Annotated in this window: 12 protein-coding genes and 1 pseudogene; 5 read left to right on the plus strand and 8 right to left on the minus strand. The window is 36.2% G+C overall.

Features of this window, described 5'->3' with window-relative positions; translation table 11 throughout:
- On the minus strand, window positions 1-1,098 hold the full coding sequence (locus tag FHY45_RS07945; RefSeq protein ID WP_139891324.1) for an SDR family oxidoreductase: 1,098 nt from the start codon (window positions 1,096-1,098) through the stop codon (window positions 1-3).
- 129 nt (window positions 1,099-1,227) lie between these two features.
- Window positions 1,228-2,811 (minus strand): peptide chain release factor 3, encoded by a 1,584-nt coding sequence (locus tag FHY45_RS07950; protein WP_066100986.1) that lies wholly within the window; start codon window positions 2,809-2,811, stop codon window positions 1,228-1,230.
- A gap of 602 nt (window positions 2,812-3,413) precedes the next feature.
- On the opposite strand from FHY45_RS07950, the gene FHY45_RS07955 reads away from it, so the two are divergent.
- On the plus strand, window positions 3,414-4,250 hold the full coding sequence (locus FHY45_RS07955) for a formate/nitrite transporter family protein (RefSeq protein WP_066100989.1): 837 nt from the start codon (window positions 3,414-3,416) through the stop codon (window positions 4,248-4,250).
- A 60-nt stretch (window positions 4,251-4,310) separates the two neighbouring features.
- Here the strand turns inward: FHY45_RS07955 and FHY45_RS07960 are convergent, their stop codons facing one another.
- Window positions 4,311-7,841, minus strand: a complete 3,531-nt coding sequence (locus FHY45_RS07960) for a YhaN family protein (RefSeq protein WP_139891325.1) — start codon at window positions 7,839-7,841, stop codon at window positions 4,311-4,313.
- Window positions 7,842-7,844: 3 nt separating this feature from the next.
- Window positions 7,845-9,110 carry a metallophosphoesterase family protein gene (locus FHY45_RS07965; protein ID WP_066100993.1) on the minus strand — a complete coding sequence of 422 codons (1,266 nt, stop codon included), beginning with the start codon at window positions 9,108-9,110 and terminating at the stop codon, window positions 7,845-7,847.
- Between the two features lie 261 nt (window positions 9,111-9,371).
- Here FHY45_RS07965 and FHY45_RS07970 point away from each other — a divergent pair, with 261 nt between their 5' ends.
- The 4 genes and pseudogenes from FHY45_RS07970 (at window position 9,372) to FHY45_RS07985 (ending at window position 12,862) form a co-directional block, all read left to right on the plus strand.
- Window positions 9,372-10,013: a Bax inhibitor-1/YccA family protein gene (locus FHY45_RS07970; protein WP_066100995.1), complete on the plus strand. Its 642-nt coding sequence runs from the start codon at window positions 9,372-9,374 to the stop codon at window positions 10,011-10,013.
- 153 nt (window positions 10,014-10,166) lie between these two features.
- Entirely contained in the window at window positions 10,167-11,387 is a 1,221-nt protein-coding gene (locus tag FHY45_RS07975) for an MFS transporter (RefSeq protein ID WP_066100997.1), read from the plus strand.
- A 93-nt stretch (window positions 11,388-11,480) separates the two neighbouring features.
- Window positions 11,481-11,686: pseudogene (locus FHY45_RS07980) on the plus strand (zinc ribbon domain-containing protein).
- Between the two features lie 225 nt (window positions 11,687-11,911).
- Entirely contained in the window at window positions 11,912-12,862 is a 951-nt protein-coding gene (locus FHY45_RS07985; protein WP_306821536.1) for an NADP-dependent oxidoreductase, read from the plus strand.
- Between the two features lie 178 nt (window positions 12,863-13,040).
- Here FHY45_RS07985 and FHY45_RS07990 read toward each other — a convergent pair whose 3' ends face one another.
- From FHY45_RS07990 to FHY45_RS21120, 4 genes are all read right to left on the minus strand, one after another.
- Complete coding sequence (locus FHY45_RS07990; protein WP_139891326.1) at window positions 13,041-14,579, minus strand: solute symporter family protein; 1,539 nt, start codon at window positions 14,577-14,579, stop codon at window positions 13,041-13,043.
- Window positions 14,580-14,915, minus strand: coding sequence for a DUF485 domain-containing protein (locus tag FHY45_RS07995; protein WP_066101009.1), 336 nt, complete (start codon window positions 14,913-14,915; stop codon window positions 14,580-14,582). It lies immediately after the preceding gene.
- Between the two features lie 288 nt (window positions 14,916-15,203).
- Window positions 15,204-15,659 carry a hypothetical protein gene (locus FHY45_RS08000; protein ID WP_139891327.1) on the minus strand — a complete coding sequence of 152 codons (456 nt, stop codon included), beginning with the start codon at window positions 15,657-15,659 and terminating at the stop codon, window positions 15,204-15,206.
- 173 nt (window positions 15,660-15,832) lie between these two features.
- Window positions 15,833-17,209 carry a murein hydrolase activator EnvC family protein gene (locus tag FHY45_RS21120; protein WP_139891328.1) on the minus strand — a complete coding sequence of 459 codons (1,377 nt, stop codon included), beginning with the start codon at window positions 17,207-17,209 and terminating at the stop codon, window positions 15,833-15,835.
- Window positions 17,210-17,255: the final 46 nt, after the last annotated feature.

Raw genomic sequence — 17,255 nt, forward strand, 5'->3', positions numbered from 1 at the left:
TTATGTAATCTCTATATGAAACGCCCGATTGTTCTTATTGGCTCTATAATATTCAACCATTGGCACTACACCTTCCTTAAAATCAGGACATAAAATGCCCCCTTCAGCTAAATCAGCCTGTGCCTGTACACAATCAAATTCTCCTTTCCAGGTGAAATAATCAAGTGATTCAACTTCCACACCCAGAAACTTTCTTATTGGCTTGATTGATAAAGCCATTTTCGTCAGCCCGAACGGCAAATACCCAATTGGTCGTTTTCCATTATACCCTTTCAAAAACAACTTATAAATATCTGTAACCGTATATGGATTAGGATCCGTTAAATGATATGTTTTTCCAGCACCTTTAGGGCTTAAAGTTAAATAAGCTGTTGCTTTTATTATATAGTCAACAGGAACCAAATTGATCACACAGGTTGACTTAGTTATATTAGGGATAATTGGAAGGTATCTGATTCTGTCGAGGAAATTTAATATAAAATATGGGCCGTCAAATTTAATGGTTTCTCCAGTTAGGGTATTTCCTTTTACGATACCCGGCCGAATGACTGTAACAGGAACATGATCCATAATCTTTCGAACAAGGACTTCTGCTTCATATTTGGTTTCTTCATAATAATTTTTAAATTTATCTGGTTTAATTAATTCATGCTCATACAGCTTTCCTTCACGTCTTCCAGCTACATAAGCTGTACTAAAATAGGTATACCTCAATAGGTTAGGAAGGGTCAATACATAATCATTTACATTGTGTGTTCCATCGACATTCACCAAATAGGCTATATTTTTTGGAACAGCTAAATCATAAATCGCAGCTAAGTGAAAAAAATGGGTAATTTCTCCCTTTTTGAAACCGCTTTCTTTTTTACTGATGTTTAAACCGGGTTTGGTGATGTCTCCTTCAATAAGGATAAACTGATTTTCATCTAAATTGAACTCGTTTATAATTTTTAATCTTTCACTGACAGCCTTATGCCACACAGACGGCAGTACAATAGCAATCACTTTATTAAATAACTGATCCTGTTTTTTTAGCTCTCTTATTAGTTGATTTGAAATAAAACCTGGAAACCCGGTAAAAAAATAGACATGTTTCATTGTTTCACTCTCCTAATCTTCTTTCCACTATTGTAAGAATATTTAGAAAAATATGTCAATGGTTAATTGTTATATAACAGAAAAAAGCAGGATTTAACCCTATATAGGCTAAATCCTGCTTAAATTTAGTTAACGTTCGTGCTGATCCATTGGATTATATAGTTCTATAGAAGGATTTTTTTCCTGGAACCAACGCAGTGCAAAGTCATTTTCGAATAAGAAAGCATATTGATCATAGCGATCGCGTACCAAAAGACTTCTTGAACTTGAAAGCTTTTCATCGATTTTTTCATTCGTTGTCCAACGGGCAATCTTGTCACCCATTCTTTCCATGATAACTTCTGTATTATACTCATTTTTCATACGGTGCTCAAATACCTCAAACTGTAACTGTCCGACTGCTCCAAGAATATAGGATTCAATCCCAACTGTTTTAAATAATTGAATGGCACCTTCCTGTACAAGCTGATTAATTCCCTTGTGAAAATGCTTTTGTTTTAATACATTTTTAGCGCTGACACGTACAAACATTTCAGGTGTAAATTGTGGCAGACGTTCGAAAGAAAATGCTTCTTTTCCTGAAGTTAGCGTATCACCAATCTGATAGGTTCCTGTATCATATAATCCGATAATATCTCCTGCTACTGCTTCAGCAATATTGTTTCTTTCCTCTGCAAGAAATTGTGTTGAATTATTAAGTTTCATAGGCTTGCCTGTTCGGCTTAATTGAACAGTCATCCCACGTTCAAACTTACCTGAGCAAATGCGCAAAAAGGCAATTCGGTCACGGTGCATCGGATTCATATTTGCTTGGATTTTAAATATAAATCCTGAAAAAGTATCCTGAACGGGTTCAACCGGCCCCACGGATGATGGTCTTGGCTGAGGCTTTGGCGCAAACTCTAAATACGTATCCAAAAATGTCTGAACGCCAAAATTAGTAAGGGCACTTCCAAAGAATACAGGAATTAATTCACCATTTCTGACTTTTTCACGCGAAAATTCATTTCCTGCTTCATTTAACAATAACACTTCTTCCAATGTTTGCTCATATAAAGGAGACTCAACAATAGAGTGATTTTCATCTTCTACTTCGCCTTCTTCATTCAATTTTAAGTATCTCTCTTCATCTTCAGCCTTAAACATTTCAATTCGGTTATAATAACGGTCATAAATACCGAAGAAGTCTTTACCCATCCCGATTGGCCAGTTCATTGGATAGGATTCTATTCCAAGCACTTCCTCCAACTCAGCCAATAGCTCAAGCGGCAATTTACCTTGGCGATCCATTTTATTAATAAATGTGAAAATAGGAATTCCTCTCATGCGACAAACCTTAAATAATTTCAATGTTTGTGCTTCAATCCCTTTGGCAGCATCAATAATCATAACTGCGCTATCAACAGCCATTAATGTACGGTACGTATCTTCACTGAAATCTTGGTGTCCAGGTGTGTCGAGGATATTAACACGGGTCCCATTATAGTCAAACTGCATAACACTAGAGGTTACGGAAATTCCACGCTGCTTCTCAATTTCCATCCAGTCGCTTGTCGCATATTTACCGGTTTTACGTCCTTTTACAGTTCCAGCGTCACGGATTGCGCCACCAAATAAGAGCAACTTTTCTGTTAACGTCGTTTTACCTGCGTCAGGGTGAGAAATAATTGCAAAGGTTCTTCTTGATTCTATCTGTTCTTTTAAATTTGTCATGTAAGCCATCCTTTTATATATAGTAAAACTTCATAAATCTATTCATCTTGGATCTACATCTCCAATGATACTTTGATGTTGTAAAAAGAAAATAACCACTTTAACAATTCTTATTAAAATCAAAATCCATCTTATCAAATATACCATGTAAAAAAATAATATGTGAATAGGCGAATCATAAGTTTTAATCAAACAGTCATATTTTCTCATATGTAGTGAATTACAGTCAATTAGTGTCCGTTTAAGTATTTCGCAATTCTTTGGGGCAAGGTAAGATAACATAAAAAAAACGAGCATTATTGCCCGTCCTTTAAGCTACTTTTTTCTTATTGGTTAATTTTTTTGTAATATAGCTGATCACGAAAGGTGCAGCTGCTGCAATAACTCTTTTTAAGATTTTACTTTTCAAGATAATCACCATCCTTATACTTACCTTACCCGTATTCGGTGGAAGATAATCACAAGATTTACGCAAGTTTACCTTATTTGAATAAAAGAGGCTATCAGAAAAGTGAATAATTTCACAAGCTTATTGATTAATTATAGAAGTCATAGTAGTTTATTTAGTAGACGTTTTTTCAGCATAGGAGGAATTTAACATCATGGAAGAACAAGGATTACAGTATTTAGTTGCCCTTGCAAAGAAAAAGAAAAGGCTGTTAGACCATTTTCCTCTTCATTATTTCTTAAGAGCGATGATGGCAGGAATATTTGTAGGGTTTGTAATCATTACCTGCTTTAGAACAGGAGAATATTTCAGGGTAGCCGACTCACCTTTTGCATACCTATTCCCGGCACTTTTCTTTGGTATCGCATTAATACTCATTATTTACGGTGGGGCAGAGCTATTTACCGGTAATACCGCTTATTTCACTGTCGCTTATATGCGTAATGAGGTAACTCTCAGAGATTTAGGCCGAAACTGGGGCGCTTGTTATCTTGGCAATGCTGTTGGGGCAATCTTCTTTGCCATTTTATTTTACCTTACAGGCATATTCAGCCACATTCCAAACGAGCATTTAATGCACGAAATTGTTTCTTATAAAATGCATGGATCTGTTTCAGCTTTATTCTTTAAAGGAATCCTTTGTAACTGGCTTGTTTGTTTAGCTTGTTACTTGCCTAGCCAAGTAAAAGGTGACGGAGCTAAAATGGCAATGATGATTGCAGTTGTATTTTTATTCTTCTCATCAGGCTTTGAACATAGCATTGCAAACTTATCATTATTCTCAATTGCATTAGTATCACCACATCCTGATACCATTACAATCGGAAATGCCATCTACAATTTGATTCCTGTTACTTTGGGTAATATTGTCGGTGGAGCAATATTTGTAGGAATGTTATATCAGTTCTTAAGTAAATCAAGCACAAAGCTTCAATTACAGGACAACATGAATAAAATCTCTGAAATCACTGAGAAAGAAAATACAAAATAATAAAGTGAACCAAGAAAAAGAAGACCAATTCATAAAGTTTGAATTGGTCTTCTTTTAATTTCAGCTCATGACGGCCTCTTTATGAATGTGAATCAATTGATACTCCTCATGCGACAATGTTTCCTCCAACAAATCCAATAAATGATAATGATGAGTGAAAAAGATAACTTGAGTTTTTTTCGATAATTCTTTTAAGATAGATAACGTAATTTTTGAACGTTCATTATCAAAGTGAACAAGAATATCATCGACAATAAATGGAATAGGTTCATTTTCCTCACAATATTTTTCTATGCTTGCAACTCTTAAGGATAAATACAATTGATCTTTTGTTCCATCACTCATCGCGTCTATTCCAATTTTCTCGTTATTTCTTAAACCCAGTAGTACTTCTTCATCCTTTTCATTATAATCAACAGTCAATCCTTCAAAGGAGTTCAGTGTTAATTTTGCAAACAGTTTTGATGCTTTTGTTAAAATCGGATTTTGATTTTCGGAACGGAAATATTCTATTCCCTTCTGTAATACAAATGTAGCTAATTTTTTTTGGACATATTGATCGGTCAATTCTGCGAGCTCAGCCAGGATACTTTCTCTTTCTTCTGCGGCCTGAACAGCTGCATATGAATTTCCCTTAATCTTTTCTTCATATTCTTTTCTGCATACACCAAAGATTTGGTTCTGTTCCGTTCTTTTCTCTTCCAAATCTGCAAGCTCTGCCTTTAATTCTGCCATTTCACTTTCCATAAAATCTAAATCAAGCTTGTCTATTTCATCCTTCATTTCTTGAATCGATAAGCCATTGCCAATCTCAAGTAACACCTTCTCCAGATTGATCAGTTCTGCAGACAGCTTTTGCTTTTGTCGATATTTATCTTCAATAATTTGCATTTCCTCGATGGTCTTTACACTTGCTGTCTGTAACAATTCATCAAGACGATTAAGCGCCATCTCTTTCTTATCCTTCGCTAACCGATATTCTTTTTTCCGTTTATCCAATTGTCCTTGCCATTCGAGTTGATTTTGCTTACACTTTTTCTGCTCCTGCAACTGATTCGTTAAATCATAGATAAAGGATTGGATATTTATTGGTTCAGGTAACTGTAACGTGTTAGCTACAATTCTGATATAATCTACATAATCCTGTACAAATAACATGCCAGCTTTTGCTTTGCTATTGATATCTGCCCATTCATCATACGTAGTAGTCAATTCATTGTACTTATCAAGCCTTTCCATTGTGTAATCAATCGGAGCCTGACTTTCAACTTGCAAGGGTTTAGTAGCATCCTCCCATGCTTCTCTCCAATTGACTAATTCACTTTGCTTGCTCGCCAGCTCCTGCTCGATTTGTTTAAGATCAGCAGCCTTGCTCTTCCACTCTTTTTCCAATGAATTCTTCTCATTGAAACGCTCTGTTGCTAAATGGACTACTCTATTTGCTTCTCTTATTAAGTCTGTGAGTGTCCATTCTGACACTTGAGTATCTAGATCATCGATTACTTCTGACAGGGCAAGGTATAAACGGCTTTTGATAGCCAATCGTTTTTCTGTCAGCTCATCCCAAAGTTTCTGTTTCTTTTTATATTCGCCTTGATTCTGCTTAATAACCGTGTATTTTCTTACCCATTCTTTCATTTCAGTTGGCGATAATGGCTCAATACCGAACGGCTGCCATAGCTCATTCCACTGTTGAAAAAACAGATTCATCTCATCTTTAAGGAACTGCAGCTGTGTCTCTGCAGCTGCAATTTTGGTTTCAGATCTCTTTATATCCTGCAACGACTTATTCTTCATGCCCACCTTTGCAGATTCTTTCCACATAGTATCTGAAAGTTCATCCGTTGTTTTTAAATCATGCTCAAATTTTTCTTCTACCTCTTGCTGACTGCAGTATTCCTTAATTGCTTCACGATCAATGTCTTCACCTTTAAGTTTATTCTTAATTAAGCTCCAACCATGGTCGCGAATCTGACGGGTTCTCTCTAAATCATCTTCTGTAGGAATAACAGACAAGGCTTCTAATTCAGCAATCGATTTCTCCGCTTCCAAAATAATCGTTTTTTCAACCTTAATACTGCGCTCTAAATTTGTTTTATCTTCATTAAATCTTTCAAGTTGCCCGATGTACTGATTAATAGTTTCTTCTAAAATGGAAATGTAAAAGGAATCAAACTCCTCTACCGAACCATCCCATAGTGGTAAATAGTTTAGCTCTTCCATTGATTTGTCTTTAAGATCCTTCATTTCCTCTGATAAAACATCTATGGTTTTTTCAATATTTCCTTCTATCTGGGCATGGTCAAGCACAAGTTTAAGCTTGGCAATATTCTTTACTTCTCCAAAACCTTCCCATTCCGCACGCTTTAAAGCAACAGTTTCCTTTAGACTTTCATGTCGTTTATTTATTTCTTTTATCGTTTCATGTAAAATCCCATATTGCTTATAAAGCATACGGATTTTTTCTTTGCGAGAAATGGCAATTCTAAAATCCTCAATATTGACACTATCTACCCTACTATAGCCCAGCTTAAGGAGAATATCGTTCATCCGATTGAGTGCCTGCTCAGCCTTTGCCTCATTTACATGTAAGTCTTTATTCTCTTTCTCGTATGCACCAACTTGGCTGAAAAGAGATTGAATCCTAGACTCACATGTTAAAAGTTTTTCATCGATATCCAGTTTGGCTAACTTCTCTTCAAGCGCCATTATTTCTGTATTGGATATTTTGGCATTTTCATCAGCATGTTTTAATTCATTTAATACATTTTCTCTTTGTAAATTAAAATCGTTGGGTAAATCCGGAATTTCAGTGAAGCTCTTTTGTTGCTCTATTAATCTGTCTCTTTCAATAAGAATAGGAGCAGCTTGGTTTAACTTCGATAATTTTTTTAGAGTTGCGTCTACCTGGAGGTAATGCTCTCTTAATTCATCCAGCTGTTTCTTACCATGAAGATAATCATCCTCCAGCTGCATCCATTGTCTGGCGAGCATTTGCGAATCATTAAGTCGGCGAGTTAACTCTTTTTCTTTCTTTAATAATTCGTTTATTTTTGGTTTTGAACCACCTGATTTATATAATTCTTTACTTGCCGAATCAAATTCCTGCATAATTTTCTTTACTGTATTTATCCCTGAAGCTGCAGCAAATAAGCTCTCTCCGACGCTTCCATTTGACTCAAGCAAAGCTTCTCCGCCTTCTCGCAAAGTTTCATGATTGAGTGCAAACATATTTCGGAATGTTTCCTCTGACAGCACATTTATATACGGTAATAAAACATTATCTGGTAATGCTTCTCCCGCCTCATTAAGAATGGTCTTTGACTTTCCTTTCCTTCGTATGAAGGACAGAGTATTACCCGATGAATTGGATAGGCGGGCCTTTATACGTAAATTGGAATTGGGATGTAAAAATGAATCCTTAGAATTATGCGGAATGCCATACAAGAGTTGAGTAATAGAACGCAGCATAGTACTCTTTCCAGCTTCATTATTTCCATACACTACGTGTAAAGATTGATTTGGCTGAAAGTTAACCGGGTAATCAGTAAAATGACCAAACGCAGTCAGATTTAACTCTTCAAAACGCATGCCTTATTTACCTCCTTCCATTTGTAACTCAAGGCTCACCAGTTGTTTAACTTCCTCCAGTTTTTCTTCCAGCATGGCAACTGAATCAGGAATAACCATATTCTCTCCTCTTTTTAAATCGGTCGGTAATACGTTAGTAATCGCAGAAAACTCTTTTCTTACATCTTCGAGCAATTCATCCATATCACTTTTCTCAAGCCAGTTAAAAATGGAGGTCACTGGGTTATTTTCATCAGAGAAATGATTGGACTCTAACGGTGGAGCCGTTTTATTCTTTATTTTCTCTATCCATATTTGCCCATGTCCAACGGCAAAAGCTGCAGATCTAATGTCATTTAATACTTTTTCTTTATTTTTCATAAGCTCCTGATATAAAGAAGTATTGCCACTGACGACTACTCTGGCTGCGAGCATTCTACCATCTGCAGTATCTAGGTAATTTTCCAGCTGCTCTTCGATTTTCTGGAGAAATTGATCGTAATCACCAAGGGGGGTCGCATCTATCTCAATGATCTCCCAGCGTAATACATCCAGTGATATATGATTTAATTCCTGTATCTGACCATCGCTAACTTTAATCAAGGAACATCCTTTTGGACCTGTCTCTTTGCTGTGCCGGCTTTGAATATTGCCTGGAAAGAGAATGACTGGGTTTTTCTCACATAAAAACTCCCGTTTATGAATATGCCCAAGAGCCCAATAGTCATATTCTTTCCCCTTCATGTCCTCTATGGAACAGGGGGCATAATTCTCATGTCCTTCCCGGCCTACTGCCGATGTATGCAAAATCCCAATATTGAAATATCCATCTTCCTTTTGCGGATAGCTTTTAGCAAGATTATCTGTTACAGCACGTGTTGAAAATCCTTGACCATGTAGGGCCACTCCAAGTTCATCTATAAACATACTTTTGCATTTTTTATCATCAAAAATATAAACATTATCAGGAAGTTTTATTTCTTTAGTAATGATACTTGCTGCATCATGATTCCCTTTAATCATATAAACAGGGATTTGATGCATTTTTAGCCTTGCCATTTCGTTTGCAAAAAAGAGACCTGTATTGTAATCCTTCCAATCCCCATCATATAAATCACCTGCAATAATGATGAAATGCACTTTTTCTTTAATAGCAAAATCAATCATATTTTTAAATGCATCTCTGGTAGCACTGCGCAACTTTTCGACTGGTGCTCCTTCATATCTTGATAAACCTTTTAATGGACTATCTAAATGGATATCAGCAGCATGGATAAATGTAAAGTTCACAAAGTCTCCCCCTTTCCTCATCCTCATAATCATAGAATAGCATAAAATGGTATACACTAGAGCCCTGAACCTAACACTCCCAAATATTCACAGCTATATACAACACCTACCAAAAAAAGAACAAATGTTCTTATTTTTATTATATAAAATCCATTTGTATTTGTCTCTACTATTTCTATGTAAAAATCAGGATATTCCTTGAAACCTTTGATATAGTTAATCGTAGATACATATATGATAAATAAAAGGAGAGGTAAATAAATGAATTCATATACGGAAACCAATAAATATCACATTCCAGCCGTTATCAGAACTTTCGCTTTATCATTAGCTATTTCTTTAATTGGCTTTATTGTAGGTAATTTTGTTCCTCCATCCTTGTTCTTGCCACTGATGATTATAGAATTCGGTATGCTTATTGCGGCGTTTTTTGTGAGAAGAAGGAAAATTCTCTCATATAGTTTCTTATATGCGTTTACTTTTATATCAGGCATCACCTTATATCCTGTAATCGCAAACTATTTAGTAACAATAGGACCGCAGCCCATTATCATGAGCTTGGCTGCTACAGTAGTTGTATTTGGCGGACTCTCTCTCTACGCCGCGACAACAAAGCGGGATTTAACATTTTTAAGCGGATTTCTGTTAGCCGCATTGCTCGCCATCCTGGTTATTGGGATTTTCAATATTTTTTCACCTTTATCTTCTACTGCCATGCTTGTCTATTCATTTATAGGTATACTCGTATTCAGCGGATACGTATTATATGATGTGAACCGTATGAAACAGTACGGAGTACCTGAAGATGAAATCCCATTGGCTGCACTCAATTTATATCTTGATTTTGTTAACCTGTTCCTTTTTATCCTTAGATTTATTGGTATTTTATCTTCGGATGATTAGGCAAAAAAGAACTGTGAATAACCTTCACAGTTCTTTTGTATATATATTCCAATCCATTTATAATAAGCATTTAAGAACACTTAATGTACATAATTTCTCATCCTGTGTGGCAAAGTAATTGCATAGAACTGCTTAGAGAGATGAGGGAATTAAATGAGTTCACAAACGGATACCGATAAAATTAGTTTTTGGTGTTTGGCCAGTATAGCAGCAGTGCCACTAATAATGACATTAGGTAATTCAATGCTTATCCCTGTTCTACCTATTTTAGAAAAGAGAGTTGGAATCTCCTCTTTCCAATCCAGTTTGATTATTACAAGCTATTCAATCGCCTCCATCCTTTTAATACCGATTGCAGGATATTTATCCGACCGTTTTGGGAGGAAAATGATCTTACTGCCTAGTTTAGTTTTAGCTTTTATCGGCGGGCTAGTATCAGGCTTTGCCTCTTGGAAAATGGAAAATCCATTTATGGTCATTATAATAGGACGAATCATTCAAGGAATAGGATCATCTGGTGCTTTTCCAATCATATTACCCTTAGTTGGCGATCTTTTTAAAGACGATGATAAAGCAAGCTCTGTTCTGGGAATTGTGGAAACATCCAATACCTTTGGAAAAGTTTTAAGTCCCGTACTTGGAGCTGCATTAGCCATTTCTCTATGGTTTCTTCCTTTCTTTGCTATCTCTTTTTTAAGTTTAGTCACATTTTTTATGATTCTTTTTTGTATAAAGTTGCCAAAGAAAACAGAAGAACCTCCTACACTAAAAGAATTTTTAAAGGATACCAAAAAAATATTTAAGAAGGATGGGTCATGGTTATACAGTGTATTCCTGACAGGGGCATTCGTCATGTTAATATTGTTTGCCATCCAGTTTTATTTATCTTCCATACTTGAATCCAAGTATGATATTCATCAAATTAAAAAGGGACTTGTGCTTGCTGTTCCCCTATTTTTCTTGTGTGTTGCTTCATTTATCACCGGAAAAAAAATAAAAGATAATATTAAATTAATGAAAATCCTAATTCTGGCTTCTATCATTGTTAGCGCGATTGCCATCACCTTTACAACTTATTTCGATAATATCTATATATTAATCGGAGTATTATCGATTTTTGGTGCCGGCCTTGGGACGATTTTACCGTCACTGGATGCAATTATTACTGAAAACATCGATAAAAAACAAAGAGGAACAATCACATCTTTTTACAGCTCGGCACGATTTTTTGGTGTAGCAGCAGGTCCTCCACTCATGTCTTATTTTATGAAGCATAATCAATCTTATCTTTTTTATAGCTTTGGTGCTATTTCATTGATTTTATTCTTTATTGTTCTCAAATTTATAAAGAGTGATGAAAAAGCAGCTACCTAAAAAACATGTCCCACGCCTATATAGGCAACTGGGACATGTTTTTTAATGTTATAATTATATCGGAAATTATCTTCATAAAAGGAGTGATTTGCTTTGTCACAATCAGGATGTTTAAATGTGGAAGCCTTGATGCCAGCCAAAAAGAAGTTTCTATGACAGGAACCGGTCTGTCAAAAATGTTTGATATTCAAAATAATCAATTTCTCGTAGTTTAATGCAATCATTGTGGCTATTCGGAGTTTTATAATAAAAAGTCCTCTGCTAGCAGCAATGTTTTAGACATTTTCTTTAGAGGATGATCATCCCTCCCTTCTCCTCCGTCTTACTTATGGCAGTAATCCATACCTTCCTCAAAATTAGATAACTCAATCCTCCATTTATAAGATAAAAACTCAATTAATCCTCTTAGGATAAATTTCCTGTTTTTTATTCATTACACGTTAAAAACGGTTACCTTCTTTTGTACAGGGAATGAACATAATAAGGATTTCCAAAGCCTTAATTACCAGTCAAGGAGGAATTATATGCAAAATACCAAGATGAAAGCAATAGTAATAGAAGAGTATGGCGGACAGAATGCTTTAAAAGAAAAAGTAGTTGAAAAGCCGCCTCTATTAGATAATCAGGTCTTAATCGAAGTAAAAGCTGCATCCGTCAATCCAATTGATTGGAAATTAAGAGAAGGCCATCTTGCTGATCAATATGCATTCGAATTCCCTATTATATTAGGCTTGGACGTTGCAGGAATTGTTAAAGAGGTTGGTAAACACGTCGTTGATTTTACAAATGGAGACAGGGTTTTTGCACGTCTCGATACAACTCGTTATGGAGCCTATGCTGAATACACAGCTGTTGATGAATTACTAATTGCGAAAATCCCTGATAATTTATCTTTTAAGGAGGCTGCATCCGTCCCATTGGCTGGAATGACGGCATATCAGTGTTTATTTGATGCATTGGAAATTATGGAAGGACAGAAAATTCTTATTCATGGTGGTGCAGGAGGTGTTGGTTCGTACGCAATCCAATTAGCTAAACTTAAAGGAGCCTATGTAGCCACCACAGCCAGCAAAAAAAACCATGGATTTCTAAAGGAATTAGGAGCCGATCTATGCATTGACTACCATACCGAAAATATAGAAGATAAATTGACAAAATACGATGCTGTTTTAGATACAATTGGGACATCCGTTCAAACTGCCAGCATGAAAATCCTACGTCGAGGCGGCAGATTGGTATCCATTGTAGACCCGCCAAACGAACAATTAGCCAATCGTTATGGCATTACGGAAGAATTTGTATGGTTAAACCCAAATGGTAACCAGCTAAAAGAATTGGCTAAGCTTCTTAGCGAGGGAAGATTGAAACCAGTAGTTGGTGAAACCTTCCCTTTAAATGAAAAAGGTGTTAAAAATGCACACGAATTAAGTGAATCCTCTCATGCGAGAGGAAAAATAATCTTAGTAGTTGATTAATATTTAGTTATTTCTTGGGAAATGATAAATAAAGCAGGCAGAGGAGTCACGTGTACGTACCTTTGCCTGTCTTTTTCATTGGCTCAATTGCATGTAAAAAGAGGCCGCTGTAAGTCATTAAATAACCTACGAACAGCCCCTTCCCTAATTTATGCTTGACCTAAAAGAGGTCATACCACTATTTTATAGTATCTAAACCCGTATTAGATTTAACCAAAATTTCATCGAACTTCGCTTCATCTTCCTTCTTACGAGATAATAATGTCCCTACAAATCCAGCCAGAAACCCTAGCGGAATGGATACCAGACCAGGTGTTGACAAAGGAAATAAAGGGTCACCAACCAGTATCGCCGCTCCAGCTTCCGGATTAAACACGTTAGGGCTGACTAAAACAAGTCCAACTGAAGTGATTAAACCTACTACCATTGCACTGATAGCACCAGTAGTGTTAAATTTCTTCCAGTAGATTGTATAAATAATTACAGGTAAATTTGCACTGGCAGCCACGGCAAAGGCTAATGATACAAGAAAGGCGACATTTAAATTTTGTGCTACTAAAGCCAAAAGAATCGATAAGACGGAAACACCAACAGATGCATATCTTGCCATCTTAACCTGCTCTTTTTCAGTTGCCTTTCCTTTTCTCAATATTTCATTATAAAAATCATGGGCAAACGCAGATGCCCCAGTTAATACAAGACCAGCAACAACGGCCAATATTGTCGCAAATGCAACTGCCGAGATAAAAGCAAACAATATATCCCCACCAATAGCCTTGGCTAGTAATGGTGCTGCCATATTCCCTGCTGCATTCGCGTTTACTATATCAGCATTACCCACAAAAGCTGCTGCTCCAAATCCAAGGAAAATGGTCATGACATAAAAAATCCCAATGATCCAGGTAGCATATACAACTGAGCTTCGCGCTGTTTTAGCATCCTTTACCGTAAAGAATCGTACAAGGATATGTGGCAAACCAGCGGTTCCAAGAACAAGTCCCATTGTTAGCGATAATGTATCTAGGCCATCAGTGTATTTTACCCCCGGATTCAGGAACGCCTCCTTTAATGGAGTAGCTGTACTCATCTGTTCAAACATACTTGCAATATTAAAATTAAATTTGGCAAAAACGATGAATGAAATGATAAAGGTCCCTGCCATCAGTAATACAGCTTTGACAATTTGAACCCAGCTAGTAGCATGCATGCCACCAAAAATAACGTATATGGTCATGAGAGCTCCAACAATTAAAACGGAGGTGGCATATTCTAAGCCCAGCAATAATTTAATCAGTGCTCCTGCCCCTACCAACTGAGCAATCATATAAAATATAGAAATAGACATCGTATTAAAAGCAGCTACACCACGTATTTTTTTTGCATCAAACCTTGCTGCCAGCATGTCTGCCAATGTATATTTGCCCAGATTTCTAAGTGGCTCAGCCACCAAATAAAGTACAACCAAGTAAGCGACCAAAAAACCTATACTATAAAAGAAGCCATCAAAACCTGTTAAAGCGACTGCACCGGCTATTCCCAAAAACGAAGCTGCAGACATATAATCACCCGCTATTGCTAAGCCATTTTGCCAACCGGTCAGACCACCTCCTGCTGTGTAAAACTCACTCGCATTGTTTGTTCTTTTAGAAGCCCAATAAGTAATGAGCAAAGTAACAAATACAATAGCGAGAAACATAAAAAAAGCCGTATAATTCATCTACTGTTTACCCCCTATTTTCAACACCTTATCACTTAAGCGGTCAAATCTGGTTGCTCTTTTAGAATAGATCATACATAACGTCCACGTCATAATAAACTGTGCAAATGCAAATACCCACGCCCAAGTGATATGTCCATAGAAAGAATTATTCAGCACCGATGAATAGGATGTCATTATGGGAAGTGCAAAATAAAAGATTAGGAAAAACAAGGTTAAGGGTATTATAAATTTTTTCTTTTCATTTAAAAGTTGTTGAAACTCTGGACTTTTTACAATAGCCGAATAATCCCTTTTCCCCTTTTGTTCCTCCTTGGATAACATTTTTTCTTCCATCTTAATCCCCTTTCTAATATTTAATTGAAACGCTTACAAAATATTCTAAATATTATAAACACTATTAGTATACTTCATTCAGAGCCTTTGGTAAATCAATATTTAGGCTTATTTTTATACAAGTTAAAATGAGGTTTGAATATGGGAGACCGTTTATTGAAAAAGGATTTACATACAGCAATTCCAGTCAACTAAACACTACAAAAAAGAGTTATTTAAGTAAGGATGTTGCTAATAGCATATAAAAAAGAGATAGCTTTTTGCTATCTCAGTGGTTGAAAGAAGTATTTACCTTTTATCCAGATGATTCTTTAGAATTTTATAAATGAGAATACCAGCTAAAATCCCCACCAATGAAAAAATAATCCCTTTAAGGATGTCTTGTGGTTCATTTAAGTCTTGTTTAAATTCATATTCTTCTCTTCTATCTGCTTTCACATATTGACCATCGGATTCTTGTACGACTAACGCTTCCTCTGTACTAACCTCTTTAATAGTAAAGTATTTAGTACCTTTCGGATAAGCATTAGAAAAATTACCCGATTGCGGTTCCATATCCGAATACTTTGTTACTTGTCCAATTTCATCCCCAATTTCGGTCACAGATTCTTCACTTACCTCATAGACATACCCGCCCCAAACCACAAACGGATATAACCATTTAGTTGCCATTGCTTTTGCTGGTAAAAATGAAGTAAGTAAAACAAATAAGACTGTAATCAAAAGCAGATATTGTTTTTTCAACTACATTCCCCCTTTTTCGGGATTATCACTCATTATTCAAGTTTCATTGGTAGTATTGTCGAACTAGCCTACCACAATCTTTAGTTAATTATCATCATTTTTATAATACTAGAAAATGGAAATTCTTTTTTTTCAAGAGCAACAAAAAAAGAGGCCATTGGCCTCCTTTAAAATCAATTTATATAATTCGTAGGATTTATAGCATTGGCTTTACTTTGTGTCCAAGGTCCTTTATGAAGCTCAAAGTGTAAATGCTGGCCTGTTGAACGTCCAGTATTCCCCATCAAACCGATCTGTTGACCCTTGCTGACAGTTTGTCCAGTACTTACTCTCATACTATTGTCTCTCATATGCGCATACACAGTTGTGTATTGTTGTCCATTAATATAGTGAGTGATAAATACTACATTACCATAACTGGAAGATTTGTAAGCTCTAGATACAACACCGCTTGCAGCTGCCACGATTGGAACAGTACCAGATGTTGCAATATCAACTCCGCCATGTGATTTTCCCCATCTTGGACCATATCCAGAAGTATAATACCCTGCAGATGGTTTCATGAACATGCCAGATGAGCTGCTTGAAGCTGGTGCACTGTATGTTGGTTCACTGACTTTTGGTGCACTAGATTTTTTAACAGATGAACTTCCTGTAGATGCACTAGAAGAGGATTCACTCTTTTTAGCTTCCTCTGCTCTTTGTGCTGCAAGTTCAGCCTGACGTTTTTTTTCTGCAGCCGCCTCAGCCGCTTTTTGTCTGGCAACTATAGCCTGACGTTCTTTTTCCTGCGCAATCGCTTTGCTTAAAGCTGTTTCTTGGCCAGCTAAGATAGAAGATTCTTCTTCCATACTTAATTTATGCTCTTCCAAGTGTTTCTCTTCAAGTTTAAGCTTTTTCATTAGTTTATTTTTTTCTTGCTTCTGATTTTCTTGTTTTGCCTTCAAATCTGTTAATTCTTTTTTCATAGATTCTAAACTTTGAAGCTTAGTTTCTACTTCTTGCTTTTTCTTCTCTAAATCCTTTTTATCTTTTTCTTGTTCAGCGATTAGATCATTATCAGCTTCCATTATTGTAGATACGGCATTCACCCGTTCAACAAAGTCGCCAAAGCTGCTCGCTCCCACTACAACTTCCAGATAATTCATCTTACCGCCTGTAACCTGATAGGATCTAGCACGTTCTTTTAATAATTCTGTTCTTGCTTCAATCTTCTCTTCAAGTACTACGATATCTTTTCTTAATTGTTCAATATCCTTTTTTGTGTTATCAATTTTTGTATTTATCTTGTCAATTTTTGAATTCGTTTCAGTAATCTCTGATTCCAGCTTTTTAAGTTGTGCTGTTAAATCAGTTTGCTGATCTACTACATGACCGATAGATTCGTTTGTTTGATTAATATCTTGATTTACTTTCTCTTTTTCGCCTCTAATTTGATTCTCTTTTTTCTCTAATTCTGATAAGGATGCAGCCGTAGCATATCCTCCTGATAATAATGACCCTGCACCAACTGCTAAAGCAATGTTAAACGCAATAAATGACTTCTTCAAGCAATGATCCCCTTTCAATGTCTCACATGTTAGTTTGTATCTTGCT

The sequence above is a fragment of the Bacillus sp. D386 genome, assembly GCF_006346415.1.

Excerpts from the sequence above, each read along its gene's own strand:
- FHY45_RS07945 (WP_139891324.1), bottom strand. The coding sequence starts at position 1,098 with ATGAAACATGTCTATTTTTTTACCGGGTTTCCAGGTTTTATTTCAAAT.
- FHY45_RS07950 (WP_066100986.1), bottom strand. The coding sequence starts at position 2,811 with ATGACAAATTTAAAAGAACAGATAGAATCAAGAAGAACCTTTGCAATT.
- FHY45_RS07955 (WP_066100989.1), top strand. The coding sequence starts at position 3,414 with ATGGAAGAACAAGGATTACAGTATTTAGTTGCCCTTGCAAAGAAAAAG.
- FHY45_RS07960 (WP_139891325.1), bottom strand. The coding sequence starts at position 7,841 with ATGCGTTTTGAAGAGTTAAATCTGACTGCGTTTGGTCATTTTACTGAT.
- FHY45_RS07970 (WP_066100995.1), top strand. The coding sequence starts at position 9,372 with ATGAATTCATATACGGAAACCAATAAATATCACATTCCAGCCGTTATC.
- FHY45_RS07975 (WP_066100997.1), top strand. The coding sequence starts at position 10,167 with ATGAGTTCACAAACGGATACCGATAAAATTAGTTTTTGGTGTTTGGCC.
- FHY45_RS07985 (WP_306821536.1), top strand. The coding sequence starts at position 11,912 with ATGCAAAATACCAAGATGAAAGCAATAGTAATAGAAGAGTATGGCGGA.
- FHY45_RS07990 (WP_139891326.1), bottom strand. The coding sequence starts at position 14,579 with ATGAATTATACGGCTTTTTTTATGTTTCTCGCTATTGTATTTGTTACT.
- FHY45_RS07995 (WP_066101009.1), bottom strand. The coding sequence starts at position 14,915 with ATGGAAGAAAAAATGTTATCCAAGGAGGAACAAAAGGGGAAAAGGGAT.